Genomic DNA, 24,183 nt, shown 5'->3' on the forward strand with positions numbered 1-24,183 from the left:
CGGGGTCGGGTGGCCGAGCTGCACGACCTTCGGGAGCAGGTCCGCCGTGGCCCGAGCGAGAAGGCCACCGAGGCGCAGCACGCGAAGGGGAAGCTGACCGCGCGTGAGCGGATCGCGCTGTTGTTGGACGAGGGTTCGTTCAACGAGGTGGAGCCGTTGCGTCGGCACCGGGCGCAGGGTTTCGGCCTGGAGGCGAAGAAGCCGCACACCGATGGCGTGGTCGTCGGGTGGGGGACGGTGCACGGGCGGCCGGTGTTCACCTATGCGCACGACTTCCGGATCTTCGGCGGTGCGCTGGGTGAGGCGCACGCGCAGAAGATCCACAAGATCATGGACATGGCGATCGCGGCGGGTGCGCCGCTGGTGTCGCTGAACGACGGCGCGGGTGCCCGGATCCAGGAGGGCGTCACGGCGCTCGCCGGGTACGGCGGGATCTTCCAGCGCAACACCCGGGCGTCGGGGGTGATCCCGCAGATCTCGGTGATGCTGGGCCCGTGCGCGGGCGGCGCGGCCTACTCGCCGGCGCTGACGGACTTCGTGTTCATGGTGCGGGAGACCTCGCAGATGTTCATCACCGGCCCGGACGTGGTGCAGGCGGTGACCGGCGAGAAGATCTCGCAGAACGGCCTGGGCGGCGCGGACGTCCACTCCACGGTGTCCGGGGTGTCGCACTTCGTGTACGACGACGAGCAGTCGTGCATCGAGGAGGTGCGGTTCCTGCTGTCGCTGCTGCCGCAGAACAACCGGGAGATGCCGCCGGTGCAGCCGAACGACGACCCGGTGCAGCGGCGGGGCGACGCGCTGCTGGACCTGGTGCCGGCGGACGGCAACCGGCCGTACGACATGCGCAAGGTGATCGAGGAGGTCGTCGACCACGGCGAGTACCTCGAGGTGCACGAGCGGTGGGCGACCAATGTGATCTGCGCGCTGGCGCGGATCGACGGGCATGTGGTGGGCATCATCGCCAACCAGCCGCAGTCGCTGGCCGGGGTGCTGGACATCCACGCGTCGGAGAAGGCCGCCCGGTTCGTGCAGATGTGCGACGCGTTCAACATCCCGCTGATCACCATGCTGGACGTGCCCGGGTTCCTGCCGGGTGTGGACCAGGAGCACGACGGGATCATCCGGCACGGCGCGAAGCTGCTGTACGCGTACTGCAACGCCACCGTGCCGCGGATCCAGCTGATCCTGCGCAAGGCGTACGGCGGCGCGTACATCGTGATGGACTCCCGCTCGATCGGCGCGGACCTGTCCTACGCCTGGCCGACCAACGAGATCGCCGTGATGGGCGCCGAGGGCGCCGCGAACGTCATCTTCCGCCGCGACATCAACGGCGCCGAGGACCCCGACGCGATGCGCGCCCAGAAGATCAAGGAGTACAAGAGCGAGCTGATGCACCCGTACTACGCGGCCGAACGCGGCCTCGTCGACGACGTCATCGACCCGGCCGAGACCCGCACCGTCCTCGCCTCCGCCCTCGCCATGCTCCGCACCAAGCACGCCGACCTGCCCAGCCGCAAGCACGGCAACCCGCCCGCCTGAGCCCTCGGAGGGGACCCGGATGAACATCGTCGTGGAACGCGGAGCACCGACCGACGAGGAACTGGCCGCACTGACCGTCGTGCTGGCCGCCGTGCTGGCCGCGCGGGCCGGCGCCGAGGAGCGCACCCGGCGCCGCGCACAGGCCTGGCTGCGGCCGGTCGGCATCGACTACCCGTCGCCGCGCAGCTGGCGCACGGCGGCCTGACGAGCAGCAGATCCAGATCCGTTCGAGTGGCCCTTGAGGGCGTGGGTGCACCCTGCGGCGAGACGCCACTGCGAAGGAGTATCTGATGACAGTCCAGGGATCGATTCACCTTGAGCAGGTGGAGCAGGACATCCGCGATTGGCTGGTCGAGCGGCTCAGCAGCTACCTCTCCCGCCCGGAGAACGAGATCAACACCGAGATGCCGTTCGCTGAGTTCGGGATGGACTCGGTGGCCGCGCTGAGCCTCTTCGGCGACATCGAGGAGAAGTTCGAGCTCTACCTGGAGCCCGCGGTGGCCTACGAGCACCCCACGGTCACGGCCATGGCGGCCTTCCTCGCCCAGGAGAGCCGCACCAGCTGACCCGACCCGATTCTTCCTCCGGTACGAGCGCACCCCCGGGGCCCGGCACCACGTCCGCCAGACGGCGACGCGGAGCCGGGCCCCGGGGCATTGGCGCGGGATCAGCCGAGCACCAGGTGGTACAGCCCGAGGGCGAGCTGGACGGCCGGCAGCACGATCGCGAAGGCCAGCCCGGCGTCCGCCGCGATCAGCAGCAGCCGGCGCGGGAGACCGGCCGTGCCGGGGCTCCGGCGGGCCCGGTGGGCGTCCGGGGGCAGCAGCCGCAGGCGGACGGCCGGGCGGTGCGGGGAGGACGACGTCGACATGGTTCGGACTCCTCGGGGGTGCGCGACGGACGACGGGCGGTGGCCGGGCGGTGGTCGGGCGGTGGCCCGGGGCGGCCTCGGGGACGCGGGCGGCGCGGCGCCGCAGGCCCGGACGGGGGCCGCGGCACCGCGCCGTCGGGCGGTGCGGGCGGGTGGTGCGGATCAGGCGCAGGCCGCCTCGGCCGCCTCGGTGATCAGGCGGGCGTCCAGGGCGCTCACCACGTCGTCCGCGGCCCGCGCGGTGTCCAGGTCGTCCGGTGCGCCGATGATGGCCATGAACGACTCCACGACCGACTGCTTCAGCTGGTCGGTGGAGGGATCCTGCTGGGTCATGAGTGCTCTCCTCGGATGCTCGGCCCGGCGGTCCGGGCGTTCGGGGTCGGTCCGGGTGGTCAGAAGGCGTTGCAGGCGCGGAAGATGTGCGCGAAGGAGGCCAGCGAGGCCGGGCCGTGGAAGGCCACGTACTCGGGCAGCAGCACGTCCGGCGCCCACTTGTCCTTGTAGGCGAGCTGGGTCTGCGCCGGGTAGATCGCCTCGCCCTCGGCCCACAGGAAGTGCATCAGCCACTGGAACGACGGGCTGTAGCCCGGCAGTTCGTTCTCCTGGCCGAGGCCGGTGAACGGCGTGAAGCCGAAGTGCAGCCAGTCCACGCCCTCGGCGCGGAACACGTCGATGGCGGTGGAGTTGATCGCCTCCATCAGACCGGGGGAGCCGCCCGGGATGCGGCGGCTGAGGTCGTGCATCCAGCCGGCCCGGCTGCCGTAGACCGGGGAGTAGGAGATGTAGCCGACCGGGGCGCCGTCGATGGTGCCGACGAACAGCCGCCGGTGCGCCTGGGCCGGGCCGCCGATCTGGCCGACCAGGAACTCCAGCTGCCGGGCGTGGTCGCCCTTCGAGCCGAGCCAGGCGCCGTCGATCTCCGCGATGCCGTCCTGCCACTGCTCGGCCGGCACCTCCTCGACCTGCAGGCCGTTGCGGAACGCCCGGGAGATCTTGTTGCGCAGCTGCATGAACCGGGTGCCGCGCAGGCTGAAGTCCGGCAGGTGGACCGCCCAGGAGGCGCCGAGCTGGTTGACCGTGAAGCCGTGCGCGGCGTAGCGCTCGGCGTCCGAGCGCTGCAGCTGGACGGCGACCAGCCGCAGGTCCTCGCTGCGGGCGTGGTCCACCAGGCCGTCGAGCAGCAGGTCGTAGGTCTCCGGGGAGGCGAACGGGCCGCCGAACTGGACCAGGTGCCGGCCGGTGCGCCGGTAGACGGCGACGCCGTCGGCGCCCGGGGTGGTGAAGACGCTGTTGCCGGAGTTGAGCGCAAGGAAGGAGCTCGGGTTCTCGGACCGGGTGTGGGTGGAGACGGCCGACAGGACCTGGCTCCCGGTCTCGGTCGCGGTCGCGGCGGACGGTGACATGTGATTTCCCTTCGGGGACGGTGGCGGTAAAACAAGTACAGCACTCGGAAATGGCGGGAGGAAGGGCTGGATAAACCTGGTGATGCAATGTCAGTGATACGTCAGCCGGGTATCAGGAACGGCTGGCAATGTCGTTCCCGTGAACGGCACGGGAAACCGGGCCGAAAACACGGAGAGGTGCCCGGAGTGGTTGATCGGGGGCCGGGGCCCAGGCCCCGGCCGGGTGGTCACGCCCGCCTGCGCAGGTTCGAATCCTGCCCTCTCCGCCTGTTCCGCCGAGCCCGGCCGCGTTCCCAAGGCGGCCGGGCTTCCGGCGTTCCGGGGCGGTCGGGAGCCGGCCGGCGGCATCAGTTCCGTGTCAGGCGCGGGTCAGACCCGCTTGTCACCATCAAGTCGATTCGGACATGGAACCGTGCCTTCGGAAGGGCCTGATCATGCTTCTTGACGAAACGGCGTCGGGGATTCTTCCCGGTAATTCCGGCGGTCGGGAAAAGCCGCTGAGCAGCTACCAGCTGTACATCGCCGGAAAGGACGTGGAGGGTGACGGCTGGGTCTACACGGTCAGCGCCCGCTCGCTGCTGGAGGACGTGTTCACCAGCGTCAGCCTGAAGCGCGCGCTCGAGCAGGACCCGGACTCCGACGCCGCCCAGCACCCGTACGTGGTCGGCCGCTGCGCCATCGCCGGCGACGCCGCCATCGACCTGGCGACCGAGGCCGCCGCGGCCGCCGCCCCCGGCTGGGCGGCCGTGCCGCTCGAGCGGCGGCTGCGCCTGGGCACCCTGTTCCGCGAGGAACTGCTGCGCCGCCAGGACGAGTTCGTCGACATGCTGGTCTCCGAGGCGCACCCGGTGAAGCTGGCCCGCTGGGAGCTCAGCTGCCTGCTGCAGGTGTACAGCGAGGAGAGCATCGACTGGTACCGGCAGCGGATGCACACCGAGTTCGACCACAACGGCCGCCGCCTGATCGTCCGCCGCCAGCCGGACGGCGTGGTCGCCTTCAACCCGCCGCAGAACGCCCCGGCGCCCAGCGCCGCGCTCGCCGTGCTCGCCCTGATGGCGGGCAACGCCGTGATCGTCCGGGCGCCGCGCTCCATCGCGCTGTCCACCATGTGGGTGCTGCGCGACGTGGTGGCGCCGCTGCTGGACGAGGTCGGCGCCCCGCCCGGGGTGCTCAACGCGGTCTGCAGCAACCCCAAGCAGACCCTGGACCGCTGGGTGGAGAGCCCGCTGGTCAACGACATCTTCTACATCGGCGGCAGCCAGGAGGGCCTGCGCTTCCAGGAGCAGTGCGTGGCCCACGGCAAGAAGCCGATCCTGGAGCTGGCCGGCAACGACGGCATCATCATCTGGGAGGGCGCGGACCTCAAGTACGCGGCCGAGGCGATCCGGGAGTCCTTCTACGGCTCCGGCCAGATCTGCATGGTGCCCAACTACGTGCTGGCGCACCCGGCGATCGCCGACGAGCTGATCGAGGAGGTCAAGAAGCAGGTCGCCACCGTCAAGCCGGGCTACCCGGAGGACGAGGACGTGCTGCTCTCGCCGGTGCGGCGCAGCGAGAAGTTCTTCGGCCTGCTGAAGCAGACCCTCGACCTGGGTTCCGAGCTGGTCACCGGCGGCCGGCGCACCGAGGTGGACGGCACGCCGTCCGAGACCGGGGTGTTCCTGCAGCCGACCGTGGTCCGGGTGAACGGCCTGGCCGGTGCGCGCGAGCACGACGTGGTCCGGCACGAGACCTTCTTCCCGCTGCTGCCGATCGTGGTGCCCGACGCGGCCCCCAACGACCAGCTGCTGGACAGCTTCATCGACTTCGTCAACACCAACGAGTACGGCCTGCGCAACTCGCTGTGGGCCAAGTCCGCCCGGGTGATCAACGCCTTCGTGCAGCGGGTCACCAACGGCGGCCTGCTGAAGATCAACGACTCGCACATCGGCTTCCTGCCGTACCTGCCCAGCCACGGCGGCACCGGCCTGACCGGCGGCGTCTACGGCGAGGCCAACTACCCGATGCTCAAGACCTCGCACATCCAGGGCGTCAGCGTCGCCCGCGACGTCAGCCCGATCGAGGCCGTCTTCGGCGCCTTCGACGCCTGACCCCCGGGCGCCCCGGGCACCCGTCCGGGGCGCCGGCCGCCGAGGCCCCCGACGGGGCCGCCCCCCTGTCCGTCCCCCGCTGGAGGTTGACCTGCCATGCGCTCCCTCGACACCGCCCGCGAGACCAGCGAGCGGTACCACCCCGGGCTGGTGAAGGCCCTCGCCGAGATCCCGTACGCCGAGCGGGAGGCCGCCGGCAGCCCGGTGATCGACCTGTTCCGGGCGCACGACGGCGTCGCCCTGCTGGTCCCCGTCGCGTACGGCGGCCACGGGGCCGACCCGCTGGACGCGGTGCGGGTGCAGCGGGCGCTCGGCGCGCTGTCGCCCTCGCTGGCGGCCGCGGTGACCATGCACCACTTCACCGCCGCGATGCTGTACGCGCTGGCCGACGACGACACCGGCCGGCTCACCGAGGCCCAGCTGTCGCTGCTGCACAGCGTGGTCCCCGAGCAGCGGCTGATGGCCTCCGGCTGGGCCGAGGGCCGCACCCAGCAGAACATCCTCACCCCGGCCGTCACCGCCGCCGCGGCCAAGGGCGGCTACCGGCTCAACGGCTCCAAGAAGCCCTGCAGCCTGGCCGGTTCGATGGACCTGCTGACCGCCTCGATCGCGGTCCCGGGCGCCGGCGGCGAGCCGGAGCTGGCGCTCGCGCTGATCCCGGCCGCCTCGCCGGGCCTGACCGTGCACCCCTTCTGGGGCAACGACGTGCTGGCCGCGGCGGAGAGCGACGAGATCCAGCTGGCCGACGTGTTCGTGCCCGAGGACCTGGTGGTGCGCACCTCCGAGGAGGACCCGCACCGGATCGAGGACCTGCAGAACGCCGGCTTCGTCTGGTTCGAGCTGCTGATCTCGGCCGGCTACCTGGGCGCCGCCTCCGGCCTGGTCGAGCACGTGCTGCAGCGCGGCCGCGGCAGCGTGGGCGACCGCACCGACGCCGCGATCCGGATCGAGGCCGCGGCCGGCCTGCTGGAGGGCACCGCCCGCGCGGTCCGCGACGGGGTCGGCGGCGAGGAGGCGGTCGCCCAGGTGCTGGTCGCCCGGTTCGCCGCCCAGGAGGCGCTCAACCGCGCCGCCGACCAGGCCCTCGAGCTGCTCGGCGGGCTCGACTTCATCCGCTCCGCCGACCACGCCAAGCAGGCCGTCGCGGTCCGCCCGCTGGCCTTCCACCCGCCGTCCCGGGCGAGCGCGGCCGAGGCCCTGCTGGCGTACTTCAACGGCGAACCGCTCGACCTGTCCTGACCGCCCGTCCGGCACCGCCCGGCATCGAACCAAGGAGTTTCCCACGTGACCGCGATCCAAGAGGCCCCGATCGGCGCGGGCCGGGTGGACACCGAGGGCGAGATCCTCGACCTCTACCGCGCCCACCTCAGCAAGGGCCGGGCGACGCTCGCCGAGCTGTTCGGCAGCCACATGGAGGTCGAGTCCTCCGGCGCCTGGCTCACCACCAGTGACGGCGAGCGCTTCCTGAACGCCGGCGGCTACGGCGTGTTCATCATGGGCGCCCGCCACCCACTGGTGATCGACGCCGTCACCCGCCAGCTGAACACCCACCCGGTGGCGACCCGGATCCTGCTGGAGCCCACCGTCGCCCGCGCCGCCGAGGCGCTCACCTCGATCACCCCGCAGGGCCTGGACCGGGTGCACTTCGCCCTCTCCGGCGCCGAGGCGGTCGAGACCGGCCTCAAGCTGGCCCGCGCCAACGGCCGCAAGCGCACCGTCTCGTTCAAGGGCGGCTACCACGGCAAGACCCTGGGCGCCCTGTCGGCCACCGCCAAGGAGGTCTACCAGGCGCCGTTCCGCCCGCTGATCCCGGACGTCACGCACCTGCCGTACGGCGACGAGGACGCGCTCCGCGCCGAGCTGGCCGCCCACCCGGGCGAGGTCTGCGTGATCATCGAGCCGGTGCAGGGCGAGGGCGGCGTGATCATCCCGCCGAAGGGCTACCTCAAGCGGGTCGAGGAGCTGGTCCGCGAGTTCGACGGCTTCCTGATCCTGGACGAGGTGCAGACCGGCTTCGGCCGGCTCGGCGAGTGGTGGGGCGCCGACGTCGAGGGCGTGCAGCCGGACGTGCTGCTGGCCGGCAAGGCGCTCGGCGGCGGCGTGGTGCCGGTCTCGGCGGCCATCGCCACCCGGCAGGCCTTCAAGCCGTTCGACAAGGACCCGTACGTGCACACCGCCACCTTCTCCGGCCAGCCGCTGCTGATGGCGGCCGTCCAGGGCGCCGTCCAGGCGATCCAGGAGGAGCGGCTGGTCACCCGCTCGCAGGAGCTCGGCGCCCGGCTGCTGCCGCGGATCGCCGAGATCGCCCACCGCAACATCCCCGACCTGGTGGTGGACGTCCGCGGCCAGGGCCTGCTGATCGGCGTCGAGCTGGTCGAGGCCGGGCTGGCCGGCGAGCTGCTGATCGAACTCTTCAACCACGGGGTGGTCGCCAACCACTCGATGAACGGCAGCTCGGTGGTGCGCTTCACGCCGCCGGCGATCCTCAGCGACAGCGACGTCGAGTACCTGCTCGACGCGTTCCACAAGGCCACCCTCGACCTGATCTCGGGCTCGGCCAAGATGCCGGAAGGCGGTAACTGAACCATGCGACACGTCGAACTCGACGCCGTGGTGAGCTCCGAGCGCGCCGAGGACGTCTACGCGGCCGTCCTGCGCTGGGAGCGCTACCCGGAGCTGGCCCCGCACGTGCGGGCCACCACCGTGCACTCCACCCTCCCCGAGCCGGTCGGCAGCTCCAGCTGGGAGCTGCACTTCCGCAGCGGCCTGCTGCGCTGGACCGAGGCGGACACCTTCCGGCCCGAGCAGCTGGAGATCCACTTCGAGCAGACCGACGGCGACTTCGACAGCTTCACCGGCACCTGGCGGCTGCGCCAGGACGGCGACGACGTCCAGGTGCACTTCGAGGCCGACTTCGACTTCGGCATCCCGAGCCTGGAGGGCATCCTCGACCCGATCGCCGAGCGGGTCATCCGGGAGACCGTCGCCTGGGCCGTCACCGGCCTGTACGCCGCCACCCGGATCGTCGGCGACATCGAGCTCACCACCCCGGCCGCGGCCGCGCGCTGACCGTCCCTCTCACCGGCACGTCGCTCCAGGAGTGAAGCAATGGACCAGGCAAACCCCTTCGAGACCCCGAGAACCTTCTCGCTGCACCGCGCCGAGTACCTGGTCGCCTTCGCGGTGACCACCGGCGTGCTGATCGCCCACCTCGGCGACGTCCGCTGGCTCCCGGCGATCGGGCTGTTCCTCTACATCGACCTGATCGGCTACATCCCGGGCGCCATCGCCTTCCGCAAGTCCGGCGGGCAGCCGATCGCCAAGGGCTACTACATCGCGTACAACATCATGCACAGCCTGATCACCCAGGGCGCGGTCGCCGCGCTGTGGTGCTGGCTGGTCAAGCCGGAGTGGGCGCTGCTGGTGATCCCGTTCCACCTGTTCGGCGACCGCGGCCTGTTCGGCAACTTCATGAAGTCCTTCGCGCTGCCGTTCGAGCCGGTGCGGCAGAGCGGCTACCTGAAGCTGCTGGACGACCTCGGCCTGGCCCACCCCAAGCCGATCGCGCACACCTTCGACCCGGTCCCGGTCGGCCACCTCCCGGCGCACCGCGCCGCGGCGGTGCGGGCCGAGACCGCGCCGGAGCCGGCCGCGGCGGCGGCCCGGTGAGCACCGCCGCCGAGGTACGGACCGCGCCCACGGCGGCGCAGCTGCGCCGCCGTGCCCTGCGCCACCTGGCGGCACCGGTCTCGGTGCTGACGGTCAGCCACCAGGGCCGGCTGCACGGCACGACGGTCTCCACCGTCACCACCGTCTCGCTGACCCCGCTGATCCTCGGCGCCTGCCTGAAGTCCGGTTCGGTCCTCGCCGAACTGGCCGTCGCCGAGGGCCGGTTCGCGGTCAACGTGCTCGGCGGCGGCCAGGGCCCGGTGGCCCGCTGGTTCGCCGACAGCTCCCGCCCGGACGGCGCCCGGCAGTTCGACGGGCTGCCGTGGACCTCCGCCCCGTACGCGGACGCCCCGCTGCTGGACGGCGCGCTGGCGCACTACGCCTGCCGGGTCACCGAGTGCGTCCGGGTCGGCGACCACGAGGTGCTGCTCGGCCAGGTGGTGCACGCCGCCACCGGCGAGGGCGCACCGCTGCTCAGCTTCGCCGGCGGCCTGTTCGCCGGCGCCCTCCAGCCGGCCCCGGGCGAATGACCCCGTCCGGCCACACCACCCAGCAAGGAGTACGGACATGACCGGTTCAGTGGCACCCGAGGCGGACTGGGACGAGGCTCCCGGCCTGCTGGACGGAGCCAAGGAGCTCACCCTCGGCCCGGACGAGTGCAACCTGGCCTACTGGATCACCGAGGTCGCCCAGGGCACGCTGCGCGAGCGCGGCGTCACCGGGCACCACGAGAGCGCCCTGGTGCCCGAGTTCCTCAAGCGCCCCGGCCCGCTGCGCGAGGCGCTGACCCTGGAGTTCGGCTTCCGCGGGCTCTCCGAGGAGATCGCCACCCGGCTGCTGTCGTACTACGTGGCCATCGCCCCGGGCATCCCGGAGCTGGAGTTCTACGCCACCCAGCTGCTCGACGAGGCCCGGCACGCCCGGGTCTTCCGCAACCACCTGGTCGAGCTCGGCCTGCCCGAGGCCACCCTGCTCAAGGACATCGACGCGATGGCGTCGGAGTACCGGCGCACGGTGCTCCAGCCGGTCGAGGACTTCACCCTGGACATCGTCCGCGACCAGGGCGACTTCATCGGCGGGGTGGCGGTCTTCGCGATCGTGATCGAGGGCGTGCTCGCCCCGGCCGCCGAGCTGAGCGAGCGCAAGTGGACCCCGCTCTCGCCGGCCACCGGGGAGATCTCCCGCGGCACCGCGATCGACGAGATCCGCCACCTGACGGTCGCCAGCACCATCCTGCGCGACCACGTCGCCGCCCACCCCGAGTACCGGCCGCGGCTGCTGGAGATCCTGCGGGCCGGCGTGAAGCTCTGGGACGAGATCCCGGACAAGCCGTTCGTGATCCACCGCGAGGAGCTGTTCCAACAGGGCATGTTCGACCACGCCGACCTGATCGGCGACTACGAGGTCTGGCCGGGCGTCCGGCTGCTCGACACCACCCCGGAGCAGCGCTACGACATGGCCGAGCGGTGGACCGACGAGATGGCCGAGTCCCGGATGGCGTACATGGGCCTGCCGGTCGAGGTGCTCAGCAGCGGCGGGGGTGACGCGGTATGACCGCGGGCCCGCCGCCGGGACGCGCCGCGGTCATCGTGGGGGTCGGCAGCTACGTCCCGCCCGACCTGGTCACCAACGGCGACCTGGTCACCCGGCTGGACACCTCGGACGAGTGGATCCGCACCCGGACCGGGATCGCCACCCGGCACATGGTCGCCCCGGGCACCGCCACCTCCGACCTGGCGGTGGAGGCCGGGCGACGGGCCCTGAAGTCGGCCGACGACTCCCAGGTCGACGCCGTCGTCCTGGCCACCACCACCCCCGACCACCCGTGCCCGGCCACCGCACCCGCGGTCGCCGCCCGGCTCGGCCTCGGCGGGGTGGCCGCCTTCGACGTCTCCGCGGTCTGCACCGGCTTCCTGTACGGCCTGGCCACCGCCTCCGGCCTGATCGCCGCCGGGGTGGCCGAGCGGGTGCTGCTGATCGCCGCCGACGCCTTCACCACCATCATCGACCCCGGCGACCGCACCACCGCGGTGATCTTCGCGGACGGGGCCGGCGCCGTGGTGCTGCGGGCCGGCAACGCCGACGAGCCCGGCGCGGTCGGACCGATCGTGCTCGGCAGCGACGGCGACAACGCCGAACTGATCACCGTGCCCGGCGGCGGCTCCCGCCACCGCTCGGCCCGGCAGGAACCCAAGCCCGGCGACGAGTACTTCCAGATGGCCGGCCGGGCCACCTACCGGCACGCGGTGGAGCGGATGACCGAGGCCTCCAGACAGGCCGTCGGCTCGGCCGGCTGGGACCTCTCCCAGCTCGACCGCTTCGCCGCCCACCAGGCCAACGCCCGGATCCTGCAGGCGGTCGCCGACCGGCTGGAGATCCCGGCCGAACGCCGGCTGTCCAACATCGAGCGGGTCGGCAACACCGGCGCCGCGTCCATCCCGCTGCTGCTCGCCCAGGCCGCCGAACGCGGCGAACTGCGGCCCGGCCACCGGGTCCTGCTCACCGCCTTCGGCGGCGGGCTGGCCTGGGGCGCCACCACCATCACCTGGCCCGACCTCGGGCACTGACACACCCGGAAAGGACTGTCCGATGTTCGAGACGCTCAAGGAAATCCTGGTCAGCAAGCTCAAGGTGTCGCCGGAGCAGGTCACCCCGGAGGCCACCAAGGAGGACGTCGAACTCGACTCGCTCGCCGTCGTCGAGCTCTCCCTCGTCCTGGAGAAGGAGCTCGGCGTCGAGATCAGCGACGACGAACTGCTCGACGCCGAGACCATCGGCGACATGGCGGCCCTGATCGAAGAGCGGAGCGCGCGGGTCTGATGGCCGGCATCGACATCGCCGTGACCGGGCTCGGCCTGGTCACCCCGGGCGGGATCGGGACCGCCGCCTCCTGGGCGGCGGTCCGGGCCGGCCGCCCGACCGCAGCGCTCGACCCCGCCCTGGAGGGGAACCCGGTGCGGATCTCCTGCCGGGTGCCCGACTGGGATCCCGGGCAGCTGCTCGGCGGCCGCCGGGCCCACCGGCTGGACCGCTTCACCCAGTTCGCGCTGGTCGCGGCCCGGGAGGCGATCGCCGATGCCGGGCTCGACCCGCAGACCTGGGACGGCGCCCGCGTCGGCGTCATCCTGGGCTGCGCCGACGGCGGGCCCGGCACGGTGGAGACCCAGCACCGGGTGCTGGTCGAGGAGTCGCCCGCCCGGGTCTCCCCGCTGCTGCTGCCGATGCAGCTGCCCAACATGCTGGCCGGCCAGACCGCCATCGAGTTCGGCGCCAAGGGCCCCAACCTGGTGGTCGCCACCGCCTGCGCCTCCGGTGCCACCGCCATCGGCACCGCCCGTGACCTGCTCCTGCTGGACCGCTGCGACATCGTCGTGGCCGGGGGCAGCGAGGCCATGATCACCCCACTGGTCATGGCCGGGTTCGCCCAGATGGGCGCCCTCTCCCGCCGCGAGGACGATCCCGCGACGGCCTCCCGGCCGTTCGACCTGGACCGGGACGGCTTCGTGGCCGGAGAGGGCGCCGGCGTGGTGATCCTGGAACGGGCCGCCGACGCCCGCGCCAGAGGGGCCCGGATCCGGGCCCGGATCGCCGGCTACGGCGCCACCGCCGACGCCCACCACATGACCTCGCCGCACCCCGACGGCCTGGGCGTGCAGAGCGCGGTCCGCACCGCGCTCGAGGACGCCGGGGCCTCGGCCGGCGACGTCCAGTACGTCAACGCGCACGGCACCGCCACGCCGCTGAACGACCTCGCCGAGGCCCGGATGCTGCGGCGCACCCTGACCGGCGACCCGCTGGTCACCTCCACCAAGGGCGTCACCGGACACCTGCTGGGCGCGGCCGGCGCCGTCGAGGCGGTCTTCACCGTGCTCTCGATCGAACAGCAGCTGGTCCCGCCCACGGCCAACCTGCACACCCTCGACCCGGAGCTGGAGATCAAGGTCGCCACCGAGGAGACCGGCACCCGGATCGAGCTGGCCCTCAGCAACTCCCTCGGCTTCGGCGGGCAGAACGCGGTGCTGGCAATCGCCGCTCCCTGACCGGCCGAAACCGGCGCGACGGGCCGACGCGGACCTCCCCCCTCCGCCCGGCCCGTCGCGCCGGATCCCCTTCGCCCCGCCCGCCCGGATCCCGTCCCCTCCTCCACCTGGAGTTCCCCGATGACCGCCGCACCTCCCGCCGCGTCCCCGACCTCCAGACGGCTGACCACCGGTCACATCGTCTTCCTGATCGTCGCCGCCGCCGCCCCGCTCTCCGCCATGGTCGGCACCGTGCCGCTGGCCTTCGCGATCGGCACCGGCCCCGGCGTGCCCGCCGCCTTCGCCTTCGCCGGCGTCACCCTGCTCTGCTTCTCGGTCGGCTACGCCGTCAGCGCCCGCCGCACCGGCGGCTCCGGCGGCTTCTACGCCTCGATCGCCGACGGCCTCGGCCGCCCGCCCGCCGTCGGCAGCGGCTACATCGCCCTGCTCGCCTACAACTGCGCCACCGTCGGACTGGTCGGCGCCCTCGGCTACTTCACCCAGCTGGTGCTCGCCGCCCACGGCCTCGACCTGCCCTGGCAGCTGTGCGCCGCCGTCGGCCTGGCCGCCGTCGCCGTCCTGGGCTACCGCGACATCGCGGTCAGCGCCCGGGTGCTGGCCGTCCTGATGGCCGGCGAGATCGGCGTCCTCGCCGTCCTCGACCTCGCCGTCCTCGGCCGGCACGGCACCTCGGCCCTGCCGCTCGACTCCTTCTCGCCCCACATCGCGACCGGCCCCGGCCTCGGCGTCTCGCTGATGTTCGCCTTCGTCTCCTTCATCGGCTTCGAGTCCGCCGCGCTGTACGGCCAGGAGGCCAAGGACCCGCGGCGCAGCGTCCCGCGCGCCACCTACATCGCCGTCGTCCTGATCGCCGGCTTCTACGCGCTCACCAGCTGGGCCGCGGTCGGCGCGATCGGCCCCGACGCCGTCCGGCAGACCGCCGGCGACCAGCTCGGCGACCTGTTCTTCGTGCTGGGCACCGACTACCTCGGCGGGGCCGGCTCCACCATCCTCCAGATCATGCTCTGCACCAGCCTGTTCGCCGCCACCCTGGCCCTGCACAGCGCCGCCAACCGGTACGCCCAGGTGCTCGCCGACGACGGCCTGCTGCCCCGCCGGCTCGGCGCCGTCCACCCCCGGTACGCCTCGCCGCACCTGGCCAGCATCGCGCAGACGGTGCTCAGCGCCGTCGTGGTGGGCGGCTTCGCGCTGGCCGGGCTCGACCCGTACGCCGACCTCACCACCAGCATGCTCGGACTCGGGACGCTCGGGATCGTGGTGCTGCAGGCGCTGGCCGCGCTCGCCGTGCTCGGGCTCGCCCGCAAGGGGCTGAAGGCCGGGGTGTGGCAGGGGGTGATCGCCCCGCTGCTGGGCTTCGCCGGCCTCGCCGTCACGGTCTGGCTGGTGGTCGGCAACTTCGACCTGCTGACCGGTACGCACAACGGGCTGGTCTCCGCGCTGCCGTGGGCCGTCCCGGTGATCGGCCTGCTCGGCCTCGGGTACGGCTGGTGGCTGCGCACCGCCCGCCCGTCCCACTACGCCCGCCTCACCGGCCCGGCCGACACCCCCGCCCCGGCCCCGGCCCCGGCCCCGACCCCCCTCGTCCCCACCCCCTGACCCCCTGACAGGGACCCCAAGGGGGCACTACCCAGGGGCGCTGGGGGTACCTCCCGGCCGAAGGCTGGGGGCGGAACTGCGCGAAACGGGAGGTGCCTGTCCGGTGGCTTTGCGCTGCGCGAGTTCCGCCCCCCCAGCCCCCGCTCCCTGTCCGTTCATGACCTGTGATCCGTCTCCAGAGGAGAGTGCCGTGCACGACGTACGTGAGCTGATCGAGCTGGGTCCGGAGGCGGTGCGCCGGCTCGCGCGGCGCCGGTTCCGGCTCGACCTGGAGTTCCTGGGCGAGGCGCACCGCCGCCGCACCGAAGCCCTCGAGACCGTCGACCGTCTGCGCGGCGAGCTGAAGCGCGCCTCGCGCGGCCCCGCCGCGTCCGAGCAGGCCCGGGAGGACTCGCGCCGGCTGCGGGAGCAGGTCCAGGAGGCCGAGGCGGCCGTCCGCTCGGCCGAACTCGTCCTGGAGGACGCCCTGTCGGGCATCCCCAACCTCCCGCTCGACACCGTCCCGGACGGCGACAGCGAGAAGCAGGCGGTGGAGGTCCGCAAGGGCGGTCCGGCGCTGCGCCCCGCCGCCGGCGAGGCCCGGCACCACGCCGATCTCGGTGAGTCGCTGGGGGTGCTGGACGCCGGCCGGGCGGCCGCGCTGTCCGGGGCCCGGTTCAGTGTGAGCCGGGGTGCGGGGGCCCGGCTGGAGCGGGCGCTGGCCTCGTTCCTGCTGGACCTGCACACCACGGAGCACGGCTACACCGAGTACTCGGTGCCGCACCTGGTGAACCGGGAGACCATGACCGGTACGGGCCAGCTCCCGAAGTTCGAGGAGGACCTGTTCGCGACCTCGGTCGGCGGCCGGGAGCTGTTCCTGATCCCGACCGCGGAGGTGCCGCTGACCAACCTGGTGGCCAAGGAGCTGCTGGACGCCAAGGCGCTGCCGATCGCGATGACCGCCCGCACGCCGTGCTACCGCGCCGAGGCGGGCTCGTACGGGCGGGACACCCGCGGGGTGCTGCGGCTGCACCAGTTCGAGAAGGTGGAGCTGGTGCGGATCTGCGCGCTGGAGGACGCCCAGGAGCAGCTGGAGCTGATGGTGGGCCAGGTGGAGGAGTGCCTGCGCCGGCTGGAGCTGTCGTACCGGGTGGTGCTGCTGCCCGCCGGTGACATGGGCTTCTCGGCCCGGATGACGTACGACATCGAGGTGTGGCTGCCGGGCAGCGACTCGTACCGGGAGATTTCCTCGGTGTCGGACTGCGGCAGCTTCCAGGCGCGCCGGGCGGGCATCCGGCACCGGACCGCGGAGGGGCGCAAGCTGCCGGCCGCGACCCTGAACGGTTCGGCGCTGCCGATCGGGCGGACCGTCGCGGCGCTGCTGGAGCAGGGTGCGCAGCCGGACGGTTCGGTGCTGCTGCCCGAGGCGCTGGTGCCGTACACCGGCTTCCGGCGGATCCTGCCGGGCGGTGCGGTGGAGAGCTGAGACCGGGCCCCGCACGGCACCACGCCCGCAAGGGCCGGAACGGCACAGGGACAGGAACGGCACAGGGACAGGAACGGCACAACGGCGCGACGCCCCCGGACGTCGCGCCGTTGTGCTGGGTGGGGGTCCGCTCAGGCGGAGCGGACCAGGTGGAGCGCCGTGGGCTGGTGCAGCGCGGGGGCCTGGATGAGGACCTCCCGGAAGAGCTGCTTGAGCTGCGGGGAGGGCTCCATGCCGAGTTCGTCGACCAGCCGCTGCCGGGCGGTGTTGTAGACCTCGACCGCCTCGGCCTGCCGGCCGGAGCGGTAGAGCGCGCGCATCAGCATCTCGGTGATCCGCTCGCGCCACGGGTGGGCGACGCTCATCCGCTTCAACTCGCCGATCACGTGCGTCGGTTCGCCGAACAGGGCGCCCATCCAGAGCCGGTCCTCCTGCGCCGCCAGGTACTCCTCGTCCAGCTGCAGGGCGATGCTCTGGCACAGCGGTCCGGGGGCGACGTCCTGCATCGGGCTGCCCTGCCAGAGGCCGAGCGCGCCCTCGAGCAGGGCGCCGGCCACCTCGGGGTCGCCGGTCACGGCGTGCCGGGCGGCGGCGAGTTGCTCGCGGAACAGGTACAGGTCGACGTCCTCGGGTGCGACCTCCAGGATGTAGCCGGAGGCCTGGGTGATCAGCGGCGGCACCTCGCCGTGCGGGCCGGCCAGCCGGCGCAGCGTGCGGCGCAGCCGGGAGACGTGGGCCTGCAGGGAGTTCTCCACCGTGGCCGGCGGGTTGTCGCCCCAGAGTTCGGTGTAGAGCTGTTCGGTGGGCACCAGGCGCCGGGCCCGGATCAGCAGGGTGGCCAGCAGGGTGCGCTGTCTGGTGCCGGGGATGGTGGCGAACCGGCCGTTGACGACGGCCCCGACCGGGCCCAGGATCCTGAACTGCATGTGTTCCCCCTGTGGTGAAGAGCGGTTGGTTGCCGGCGGAACAGGCGTGCGGATTGTCGGGGCGGGGGCTCGAGCCCGGCTGGAGGGTGCCGGGGACGCCCAGCAGGGGTCGAGCGGTGCTCCACCGGGTATCCACCCAGGGTCCGCAGTCGCTCCAGGACGCTCTGTCACCGTGCTTTCCGGGGACGTCCGACATCGGGCGGCTCCCCTGCCCGTGTGCCGAGGCGACCAGTTTCACGCGTTCCCGAACATGATCAGCATTCATCCGAACGAAATCCCGAATTCCCGAATCTCCGAATTCCCGGAACAGAGTTCCCGGAGCGCTGTCCGGCATGCCGCCGGCCGGGGTTCCGGGCGGCTTTGCGGTAATACCGTTCGTCGGCGAATTGTCAGCGGGTCGCCGAACCGTGGGGCGGCGTCCATTACCTCTCAGGTAATTGACCGCCCTGGTCAGGGGCGGCCAAGCTGGACACAGCCTCCGGATCGGCTGTGGCAGAGCAGGACTACGTGATCGACCAGGAGTTGGACCTATGACCACTGAGACAAACCCCGCCACGGCAGCGCCGTCGGCGCCGGCCGCGGACGTCGCGGCCGAGCCACACCGGGCGATTCTGCCGATCGTGCTCTCCGGCGTATTCATGACGACGCTGGACTTCTTCATCGTCAATGTCGCCATCCCGTCGACCCAGGCCGACCTGAACGCGACCGCCTCGGCGATCGAATGGGTGGTGGCCGGTTTCGGTCTCGCCTACGGCGTCGGCCTGATCACCGGTGGCCGCCTCGGCGACCTGTACGGGCGCCGCAAGATGTTCCTGCTGGGACTGGCGCTGTTCACCATCGCCTCGCTGTTCTGCGGCATCGCGACCAGCGGTTCCTACCTCGTGGCGGCCCGGGTCGGCCAGGGTGTCTCGGCGGCCCTGCTCGCCCCGCAGGTCCTGGCCATCCTCGGCACCGTCTACACGGGCGCGGCCAAGCTGAAAGTGTTCACCGGCTACGGTCTGGCGATGGGCCTGGCCGCGGTGTTCGGGCAGCTCATCGGCGGTCTGCTGATCCAGGCGGACATCGCCGGCCTCGGCTGGCGGTCCTGCTTCCTGGTCAACCTGCCGATCGGTGCCGCGATCATCGCGCTGACCCTGAAGTACGTGCCGGAGACCCGGGCACCCGGTAAGCCCAAGCTCGACCTGGTGGGCGTCGCCGTCATCACCCTCGCCCTGGTCGCCCTGGTCCTGCCGCTGATCGAGGGCCGCGAGAAGGGCTGGCCGCTGTGGACCTGGCTGTCCTTCGCCGCGTCCGCCGTGCTGTTCGCGCTGTTCGCCCTGCAGGAGAGCCGGCTCGCCGCCCGCGGCGGCTCCCCGCTGGTCAACCTGTCGCTCTTCAAGGAGCGGGCGTTCAACGCCGGCCTGCTCAGCCAGCTGGTCTTCTGGATGGGCCAGGCCTCGTTCTTCCTGGTGTTCGCCCTCTACGTGCAGCGCGGCCGCGGCCTGGACGCCCTCCAGGCGGGTCTGCTGTTCGCGGCGATCGGCGCCGGGTACATGTACACCTCGATGAACGCCGGCAAGTTCGCGGCCAAGCTCGGCCGCCAGGTGATCGCGGTGGGTGCCCTGCTGATGGGCGCCGGCCTGGTCGTGCTGGGCATCACCGCCTCGCAGATCGGCACCACCGGCCACATCCTCTGGCTGATCCCGGGCCTGGTCATCGACGGCGCCGGCATGGGTCTGGCGGTCGCCCCGCTGGCCTCCACCGTGCTCGCCCGGGTCTCCCCGCAGTACGCGGGTGCGGCCTCCGGCGTGCTGACCACCGCGCTGCAGATCGGCAACGCGCTGGGCGTCTCGATCATCGGCATCATCTTCTACAACGCGCTCGGTGACACCCCGGTCGTCGGCGACTACCCGCACGCGTTCGACCTGAGCGTGATCTTCCTGGTCGGCGTCGCGGTGGTGCTGGCCGCCCTGGTGCAGATGCTGCCCCGCGGCAACTCCGGCAAGTGACCCCGAGTGGTGACCCACCCCGCCCCGGCCGGCCAGTACCGCGGCCGGGGCGGGCCCGTCACCGCACCGATCGAATCCCGAACCACGAAAGAGGACTCCCCGTGACCGCATCCGCCTCCTTCCTCGACCGCTACGTCAGGGTCTGGAACGAGCCCGACCCGGCCGCCCGCCGCGCCGCGGTGGCCGAGCTGTGGACCCCGGACGGCCTGCACTACACCCAGACCCGGGTGTTCCGGGGCACCGACGCCCTGGACGCCCGCACCACCGAGGCGTACGACCAGTTCGTCGGCGGCTCCGGCCTGCTCTTCCGGCACCGCGACAACCTGGTCGCCCACCACGACGCCGCCGTCTTCAACTGGGAGATGACGCCCGGCAGCAGCCACGACGTGCTGGCCGTCGGCTTCGACTTCGTCCTGCTGGACGAGGCCGGCCGGATCCGGGTCGACTACCAGTTCAACGAGCCGCCGGCCCCGGTCGCCGAGCTGGACGAGCTGGCCGGCCGGCTGCTCGCGCTGGCCATGGAGCCGGACGAGGAGCTGCGCGGCAAGCAGATCGCCGCGCTGTACAGCCCGCACGCCCGGCTGGTCGACGCCGCCGCCGAGCGGGACGTGCCGAGCGCGCTGGCCGCCGCCCCCGCGGGCGAGGTCCGCCGGCTGCGCGGCCACGCCTCCACCCAGCACAACGCGGTGCGCTACGGCTGGGAGCTGACCCCCGCCGACGGCGGCCCGGCCGTCACCGGCGTGGACTTCCTGATCCGCGGCGAGGACGGTCTGTTCACCGCCCACTACCGGTTCACCATCTGATGTCGGGTCAACGGCGGGAGGGCGGCCGCGTGCCGCCCTCCCGCCGTGTCCTGTCCACCCCTGACGGTCCGTCGGCCAGCCGAGTTGTGCCGCGGGGGCCGGATGCCGCAGGGTTGAGAGGTGACCCACGTGCCCACCGCCACGGACAAGCGCCACCAGCGACCGGTCGGCGAGCTGATGCGCCACTGGCGCGAACAGCGGGGGCTGAGCCAGCTCGTCCTCGCCACCCGCGCCGAGATCTCCACCCGGCACCTCAGCTTCATGGAGACCGGCCGGTCCTCGCCCAGCCGGGAGATGCTGCTGCGCCTGGCCGAGCAGCTGGAACTGCCGCACCGGGAGCAGAACCACCTGCTGCTGGCGGCCGGCTTCGCACCGGCGTACGGCGACTCGCCGCTGGACGCGCAGGAGATGGCGCCGGTGCGTGAGACCCTCCGGCAGATCCTGGCCGGCCACGACCCGCTGCCCGCCCTGGTGGTCGACCGCGGCTGGAACATCGTCGAGCACAACAGCGGCTTCGCGCTGTTCACCGAGGGCGCCGCCCCGCACCTGCTGCGCGGGCCGATGAACGCCCTGCGGCTCGCCCTGCACCCCGAGGGCATGGCCCCGCGGATCCTCAACTTCGCCGAGTGGCGGGCCCACCTGCTCACCCGGCTGCAGCGCCGGGTCGCGCTGACCGCCGAACCCCGGCTGACCGAGCTGTACCGCGAGGTCAGCGCCTACCCCTACCCGGGGCCGCAGCCCGGGACGCCCGAGGTGCCCGACAGCGGCGACCTGATGGTGCCGCTGCGGATCGGGTACCGGGGCGCCGAGCTGGCGCTGTTCTGCACCATCGCGACCTTCGGGATGCCGCTCGACATCACCGTCGCGGAGCTCGCGATCGAGACCTTCTTCCCGGCCGACGCGGCCACCGGCGCGCTGCTGCGCGGCTGAGGCCGGGGCCCGCCGGAGCGGCGCGGGACGCACCGAGGCCGGCCGGGGCTGCAACCCCCGGCCGGCCTCGGTGGGCTCAGGCGGCCGCCGGCGGCGGCACGGTGTACGACGGCGGGGTGTCGATGTACTGGTAGTCCGCGGTGACCTTGCCGTGCTCGTCGAGCACGACGAAGTCGAAGCCGATCGCCTCCAGCGCGCCGGTCTCGGCCGACACCATCACCCAGTTGAAGCGCAGGGTGGAGTGGTGCCCGACCGCGTTGGCCGAGGAGCGGAAGGCGAAGCCGCCGACCTTGTAGGCCTCGTGGGCGTACCCGATCTGGGTGGCGATGGCCTCGTGGCCCTTGGACTCGGCGAGGAAGTTGAAGTAGCTGCCCTCGGGCGCCCACAGCTCCTCGACGGCCTTGCGGCGGGCATCCGGGTCGCTCTCGTTCCACAGCGCGACGTAGCGGTCGGCGAACTCGTTGGGGTTGGTCATTCCGGTACTCCTTTCAGGGGGCGGGGCTCGGGGAAGGGGTCAGGCCGCGTCGCTGACCTGCCGGCGCAGCAGCCGGACGAAGTCGGCGGTGATCGAGAGGGTCTCCTGGTGCAGGAAGAAGTGCCCGCCGGGGAAGACCCGGTTGCCCAGGTACTCGGGGGTGCGCGGCGCCCAGGACGCCATCGCGGAGGAGTCCACCAGCGGGTCCTGGGTGGCGCTGTAGCTGACGATCGGGCACGGCACCTTGGCGCCGTCGTCCTGGTAGCTGGCGCAGACCAGCAGGTCGGCCCGCATGGTCGGCATCATCATGTCGAGCGTCTGGCGGTCCTTGAGGATCTCCTCGGGCAGCGAGCCCAGGCCCCGCGCCCACTCCACGATCTCCTCCTCCGGCACCTCCAGCTGCTCCACCGGGGGAGTGCGGAAGCCGACCGGGGCCCAGGCGGAGGCGCCCAGCAGCACCGGGGCGGGGCCGCCGCGGCGCCGCACCTCCTCGGCCAGCCGGTAGCCGAGCAGGGCGCCCATGCAGTGCCCGAAGAACGCGAACGGCCGGCCGTCGAACTCGTCCTCGATCTCGTCCGCCAGCTGCTCGATCAGCGGTTCGATCTCGGTGTACGGCTCCTCCTTGAGCCGGTCCTGGCGGCCCGGCAGCTGGATGGACTGGGCCGAGATGTCGGCCGGCAGCATGGGCAGCCACTCGCGGTAGATCGAGGCGCCGCTGCCGGCGTAGTGGAACAGGAACAGCCGGGTCGGCGCGTCCGGGTCGGACTCCGCCTGGAACCAGCGCCCGGTGACCGGTGCGGTGCGCTCCGCCATCGAAATTGCCTCCTCAGGACGGGCTCGGTGCGGCCAGCTGGTCCCGCAGGACCCGGCGGAGCACCTTGCCGGTGGGGTTGCGCGGCAGCACGTCCAGGAAGTCGTAGCTGCTCGGGATCTTGAAGTCGGCCAGCCGGCCGCGCAGGAAGAGCATCAGCTCGCGCCCGCTGACCTGCTGCCCGGGGGCGCGGACCACGCAGGCCCGGACGGTCTCGCCCCAGCGCTGGTCCGGTACGCCGATCACGGCGACGTCGGCGACCGCCGGGTGCTCGCGGACCGCGTTCTCCACCTCGACGGGGTAGATGTTCTGCCCGGCGACGATGATGGTGTCGCTGATCCGGTCGCACAGGAACAGGTAGCCGTCCTCGTCCAGGTAGCCGAGGTCGCCGAGCCGCAGCCAGCCGTCCACCAGCGCCTTGGCGGTGGCCTCGGGCTGGCGCCAGTACTCCACGAAGTGGGCCGGGGTGTCGACGCAGACCTGGCCGATCCGCCCGGCCGGCAGCTCCCGGCCCTCGTCGTCGACGATCCGCACCCGGTTGCCCGGGCAGGAGCGGCCGGCCGAGGTCAGCCGGGGGTTGCCCGGCACGTGGTCCGCGGGGGCGAGGCAGGTGACCACGCTGCCGGTCTCGGCGGCCGCGTACATCTGGGCCAGGTCGCAGCCGAAACCGTCGATCGAGCGGGCCAGCAGCGCGGGGGAGATCGGCGCGCCGCCGTACACCACCTTGCGCAGCGAGGCGAAGGTCTCCCGGGTGACGCCGCGCTCGGCGAGCATCATGTCGAGCATCGCGGGCGCCGCCCAGGTGGTGGTGATCGCGTGCCGCTCGATCAGCCGGACCGCCTCCTCGGCGTTGAACATCCGCATGATCACACTGGTGCCGCCGACGTTCAAGGTGTGCATGAACCAGGCCATCCCGGCCGAGTGCAGGCCCGGGAAGCAGATCAGCGTGCGGTCCTCGGCGCGCCAGTCGATCCAGTCGGTGCCGTGCCGGCGCATCGACTCGATGAAGGTGAAGAACGAGCGGTGGGCCAGCACCACGCCCTTGGGCAGGCCGCTGGTGCCGCTGGTGTACATCTGCAGCACCGCGTCGTCGGTGACCGCCTCGGCGGGCAGGTCGGTGTCGGGTGCCGCGTCCTTCCAGGCCAGGAAGCCGCCGACCCGGTCGAGGTCGGTGTCCAGCTCCACCAGCGCCTTCAGCGAGGCCGGCCGGACCTTCTCCACCGTCGGCAGGAACTCCCGCTCCACGAAGAGCAGTTCGGCGCCGGAGTCGGCCAGGATGTGCTCCACCTCGCGGGCGGTCAGCCGCCAGTTGATCGGCACCAGCACCGCGCCGCCCTTGGCGCAGCCCACCGCGAGGTCGTAGTAGTGCTCCGACTCCCGGCCCAGATAGGCGACCCGGGCGCCGCGGCCGAGGCCGGCGGCGCGCAGCGCGTGCGCGGTGCGGTTGCTCTCCCGGTGCAGCTGCGCGTAGCTGAGTGCGCGGCCGTCGCAGATGACGGCGGGGTGCTCGGGCCGCTCGGCGGCGTGCCGGGCCGACCGCGCGCCGATGGTGGCCTGTGCTGCTTGGTCCATGG

At 72.5% G+C, this 24,183-nt stretch carries 25 protein-coding genes and 1 tRNA gene; 19 read left to right on the forward strand and 7 right to left on the reverse strand.

All coding sequences use genetic code 11. The features are described from left to right. The 3 genes from AC2TEW_RS32335 to AC2TEW_RS32345 form a co-directional block, all read left to right on the forward strand. Positions 1 to 1,542, forward strand: a 1,542-nt coding sequence (locus tag AC2TEW_RS32335; RefSeq protein WP_484626845.1) for an acyl-CoA carboxylase subunit beta, incomplete at its 5' end; no start/stop codon positions are given. Between the two features lie 19 nt (positions 1,543 to 1,561). After that, positions 1,562 to 1,747, forward strand: coding sequence for an acyl-CoA carboxylase epsilon subunit (locus AC2TEW_RS32340; protein WP_484626846.1), 186 nt, complete (start codon positions 1,562 to 1,564; stop codon positions 1,745 to 1,747). An 85-nt stretch (positions 1,748 to 1,832) separates the two neighbouring features. Next, a complete protein-coding gene (locus tag AC2TEW_RS32345) occupies positions 1,833 to 2,108 on the forward strand; it encodes an acyl carrier protein (RefSeq protein WP_051813970.1) in 276 nt (91 codons plus the stop codon). Positions 2,109 to 2,209: 101 nt separating this feature from the next. Here the strand turns inward: AC2TEW_RS32345 and AC2TEW_RS32350 are convergent, their stop codons facing one another. The 3 genes from AC2TEW_RS32350 to AC2TEW_RS32360 form a co-directional block, all read right to left on the reverse strand. Then, positions 2,210 to 2,413: a hypothetical protein gene (locus AC2TEW_RS32350; protein WP_484626847.1), complete on the reverse strand. Its 204-nt coding sequence runs from the start codon at positions 2,411 to 2,413 to the stop codon at positions 2,210 to 2,212. A gap of 162 nt (positions 2,414 to 2,575) precedes the next feature. Further along, complete coding sequence (locus tag AC2TEW_RS32355) at positions 2,576 to 2,746, reverse strand: hypothetical protein (protein ID WP_199520550.1); 171 nt, start codon at positions 2,744 to 2,746, stop codon at positions 2,576 to 2,578. Positions 2,747 to 2,805: 59 nt separating this feature from the next. Beyond that, on the reverse strand, positions 2,806 to 3,816 hold the full coding sequence (locus AC2TEW_RS32360) for a DUF2156 domain-containing protein (RefSeq protein WP_484626848.1): 1,011 nt from the start codon (positions 3,814 to 3,816) through the stop codon (positions 2,806 to 2,808). Between the two features lie 171 nt (positions 3,817 to 3,987). On the opposite strand from AC2TEW_RS32360, the gene AC2TEW_RS32365 reads away from it, so the two are divergent. The 13 genes from AC2TEW_RS32365 (at position 3,988) to serS (ending at position 16,676) form a co-directional block, all read left to right on the forward strand. Continuing rightward, a tRNA-Leu gene (locus AC2TEW_RS32365) sits at positions 3,988 to 4,082 on the forward strand. 168 nt (positions 4,083 to 4,250) lie between these two features. Next, positions 4,251 to 5,906, forward strand: coding sequence for an aldehyde dehydrogenase family protein (locus AC2TEW_RS32370; protein WP_082527224.1), 1,656 nt, complete (start codon positions 4,251 to 4,253; stop codon positions 5,904 to 5,906). Positions 5,907 to 6,002: 96 nt separating this feature from the next. After that, entirely contained in the window at positions 6,003 to 7,145 is a 1,143-nt protein-coding gene (locus tag AC2TEW_RS32375) for an acyl-CoA dehydrogenase family protein (RefSeq protein ID WP_484626849.1), read from the forward strand. Between the two features lie 45 nt (positions 7,146 to 7,190). Next, positions 7,191 to 8,489, forward strand: a complete 1,299-nt coding sequence (locus AC2TEW_RS32380) for an aspartate aminotransferase family protein (protein ID WP_484626850.1) — start codon at positions 7,191 to 7,193, stop codon at positions 8,487 to 8,489. A 3-nt stretch (positions 8,490 to 8,492) separates the two neighbouring features. Beyond that, positions 8,493 to 8,975: a type II toxin-antitoxin system RatA family toxin gene (locus AC2TEW_RS32385; protein ID WP_484626851.1), complete on the forward strand. Its 483-nt coding sequence runs from the start codon at positions 8,493 to 8,495 to the stop codon at positions 8,973 to 8,975. Positions 8,976 to 9,014: 39 nt separating this feature from the next. Continuing rightward, positions 9,015 to 9,575 (forward strand): hypothetical protein, encoded by a 561-nt coding sequence (locus AC2TEW_RS32390; RefSeq protein WP_484626852.1) that lies wholly within the window; start codon positions 9,015 to 9,017, stop codon positions 9,573 to 9,575. Next, complete coding sequence (locus tag AC2TEW_RS32395; RefSeq protein WP_033825707.1) at positions 9,572 to 10,105, forward strand: flavin reductase family protein; 534 nt, start codon at positions 9,572 to 9,574, stop codon at positions 10,103 to 10,105. Before AC2TEW_RS32390 ends, AC2TEW_RS32395 begins: the two co-directional genes overlap by 4 nt. Before the next feature lie 37 nt (positions 10,106 to 10,142). Then, entirely contained in the window at positions 10,143 to 11,129 is a 987-nt protein-coding gene (locus tag AC2TEW_RS32400; protein WP_484626853.1) for a ferritin family protein, read from the forward strand. Beyond that, positions 11,126 to 12,142, forward strand: coding sequence for a beta-ketoacyl-ACP synthase III (locus AC2TEW_RS32405; protein WP_033825705.1), 1,017 nt, complete (start codon positions 11,126 to 11,128; stop codon positions 12,140 to 12,142). The genes AC2TEW_RS32400 and AC2TEW_RS32405 overlap by 4 nt, the downstream gene beginning before the upstream one ends. A gap of 22 nt (positions 12,143 to 12,164) precedes the next feature. After that, positions 12,165 to 12,395: an acyl carrier protein gene (locus AC2TEW_RS32410; protein ID WP_350642159.1), complete on the forward strand. Its 231-nt coding sequence runs from the start codon at positions 12,165 to 12,167 to the stop codon at positions 12,393 to 12,395. Further along, positions 12,395 to 13,615 (forward strand): beta-ketoacyl-[acyl-carrier-protein] synthase family protein, encoded by a 1,221-nt coding sequence (locus AC2TEW_RS32415; protein WP_484626854.1) that lies wholly within the window; start codon positions 12,395 to 12,397, stop codon positions 13,613 to 13,615. The genes AC2TEW_RS32410 and AC2TEW_RS32415 overlap by 1 nt, the downstream gene beginning before the upstream one ends. Before the next feature lie 120 nt (positions 13,616 to 13,735). After that, entirely contained in the window at positions 13,736 to 15,211 is a 1,476-nt protein-coding gene (locus AC2TEW_RS32420; RefSeq protein WP_484626855.1) for an APC family permease, read from the forward strand. Positions 15,212 to 15,401: 190 nt separating this feature from the next. After that, complete coding sequence (gene serS, locus AC2TEW_RS32425; RefSeq protein WP_484626856.1) at positions 15,402 to 16,676, forward strand: serine--tRNA ligase; 1,275 nt, start codon at positions 15,402 to 15,404, stop codon at positions 16,674 to 16,676. A 131-nt stretch (positions 16,677 to 16,807) separates the two neighbouring features. Here the strand turns inward: serS and AC2TEW_RS32430 are convergent, their stop codons facing one another. After that, complete coding sequence (locus AC2TEW_RS32430) at positions 16,808 to 17,602, reverse strand: AfsR/SARP family transcriptional regulator (RefSeq protein WP_484626857.1); 795 nt, start codon at positions 17,600 to 17,602, stop codon at positions 16,808 to 16,810. 530 nt (positions 17,603 to 18,132) lie between these two features. On the opposite strand from AC2TEW_RS32430, the gene AC2TEW_RS32435 reads away from it, so the two are divergent. From AC2TEW_RS32435 to AC2TEW_RS32445, 3 genes are all read left to right on the forward strand, one after another. After that, positions 18,133 to 19,590 carry an MFS transporter gene (locus tag AC2TEW_RS32435; RefSeq protein WP_484626858.1) on the forward strand — a complete coding sequence of 486 codons (1,458 nt, stop codon included), beginning with the start codon at positions 18,133 to 18,135 and terminating at the stop codon, positions 19,588 to 19,590. Between the two features lie 101 nt (positions 19,591 to 19,691). After that, positions 19,692 to 20,393, forward strand: a complete 702-nt coding sequence (locus AC2TEW_RS32440; RefSeq protein WP_484626859.1) for a hypothetical protein — start codon at positions 19,692 to 19,694, stop codon at positions 20,391 to 20,393. A 129-nt stretch (positions 20,394 to 20,522) separates the two neighbouring features. After that, complete coding sequence (locus AC2TEW_RS32445) at positions 20,523 to 21,323, forward strand: helix-turn-helix domain-containing protein (RefSeq protein WP_484626860.1); 801 nt, start codon at positions 20,523 to 20,525, stop codon at positions 21,321 to 21,323. A 76-nt stretch (positions 21,324 to 21,399) separates the two neighbouring features. Here the strand turns inward: AC2TEW_RS32445 and AC2TEW_RS32450 are convergent, their stop codons facing one another. The 3 genes from AC2TEW_RS32450 to AC2TEW_RS32460 are packed head-to-tail and all read right to left on the reverse strand — an operon-like array spanning position 21,400 to position 24,181. Beyond that, entirely contained in the window at positions 21,400 to 21,798 is a 399-nt protein-coding gene (locus AC2TEW_RS32450) for a nuclear transport factor 2 family protein (protein WP_484626861.1), read from the reverse strand. Positions 21,799 to 21,837: 39 nt separating this feature from the next. Continuing rightward, entirely contained in the window at positions 21,838 to 22,611 is a 774-nt protein-coding gene (locus tag AC2TEW_RS32455; RefSeq protein WP_484626862.1) for a thioesterase II family protein, read from the reverse strand. A 13-nt stretch (positions 22,612 to 22,624) separates the two neighbouring features. Then, positions 22,625 to 24,181 (reverse strand): long-chain-fatty-acid--CoA ligase, encoded by a 1,557-nt coding sequence (locus AC2TEW_RS32460; RefSeq protein ID WP_484626863.1) that lies wholly within the window; start codon positions 24,179 to 24,181, stop codon positions 22,625 to 22,627. Between the last annotated feature and the right edge of the window lie 2 nt (positions 24,182 to 24,183).

It is taken from the genome of Kitasatospora sp. NEAU-CNBT7, assembly GCF_057220535.1.

Coding starts and splice junctions, on each gene's coding strand:
- AC2TEW_RS32340 (WP_484626846.1), top strand. CDS start 1,562: ATGAACATCGTCGTGGAACGCGGAGCACCGACCGACGAGGAACTGGCC.
- AC2TEW_RS32345 (WP_051813970.1), top strand. CDS start 1,833: ATGACAGTCCAGGGATCGATTCACCTTGAGCAGGTGGAGCAGGACATC.
- AC2TEW_RS32350 (WP_484626847.1), bottom strand. CDS start 2,413: ATGTCGACGTCGTCCTCCCCGCACCGCCCGGCCGTCCGCCTGCGGCTG.
- AC2TEW_RS32355 (WP_199520550.1), bottom strand. CDS start 2,746: ATGACCCAGCAGGATCCCTCCACCGACCAGCTGAAGCAGTCGGTCGTG.
- AC2TEW_RS32360 (WP_484626848.1), bottom strand. CDS start 3,816: ATGTCACCGTCCGCCGCGACCGCGACCGAGACCGGGAGCCAGGTCCTG.
- AC2TEW_RS32370 (WP_082527224.1), top strand. CDS start 4,251: ATGCTTCTTGACGAAACGGCGTCGGGGATTCTTCCCGGTAATTCCGGC.
- AC2TEW_RS32375 (WP_484626849.1), top strand. CDS start 6,003: ATGCGCTCCCTCGACACCGCCCGCGAGACCAGCGAGCGGTACCACCCC.
- AC2TEW_RS32385 (WP_484626851.1), top strand. CDS start 8,493: ATGCGACACGTCGAACTCGACGCCGTGGTGAGCTCCGAGCGCGCCGAG.
- AC2TEW_RS32390 (WP_484626852.1), top strand. CDS start 9,015: ATGGACCAGGCAAACCCCTTCGAGACCCCGAGAACCTTCTCGCTGCAC.
- AC2TEW_RS32400 (WP_484626853.1), top strand. CDS start 10,143: ATGACCGGTTCAGTGGCACCCGAGGCGGACTGGGACGAGGCTCCCGGC.
- AC2TEW_RS32405 (WP_033825705.1), top strand. CDS start 11,126: ATGACCGCGGGCCCGCCGCCGGGACGCGCCGCGGTCATCGTGGGGGTC.
- AC2TEW_RS32410 (WP_350642159.1), top strand. CDS start 12,165: ATGTTCGAGACGCTCAAGGAAATCCTGGTCAGCAAGCTCAAGGTGTCG.
- AC2TEW_RS32415 (WP_484626854.1), top strand. CDS start 12,395: ATGGCCGGCATCGACATCGCCGTGACCGGGCTCGGCCTGGTCACCCCG.
- AC2TEW_RS32420 (WP_484626855.1), top strand. CDS start 13,736: ATGACCGCCGCACCTCCCGCCGCGTCCCCGACCTCCAGACGGCTGACC.
- AC2TEW_RS32430 (WP_484626857.1), bottom strand. CDS start 17,602: ATGCAGTTCAGGATCCTGGGCCCGGTCGGGGCCGTCGTCAACGGCCGG.
- AC2TEW_RS32435 (WP_484626858.1), top strand. CDS start 18,133: ATGACCACTGAGACAAACCCCGCCACGGCAGCGCCGTCGGCGCCGGCC.
- AC2TEW_RS32450 (WP_484626861.1), bottom strand. CDS start 21,798: ATGACCAACCCCAACGAGTTCGCCGACCGCTACGTCGCGCTGTGGAAC.
- AC2TEW_RS32455 (WP_484626862.1), bottom strand. CDS start 22,611: ATGGCGGAGCGCACCGCACCGGTCACCGGGCGCTGGTTCCAGGCGGAG.
- AC2TEW_RS32460 (WP_484626863.1), bottom strand. CDS start 24,181: ATGGACCAAGCAGCACAGGCCACCATCGGCGCGCGGTCGGCCCGGCAC.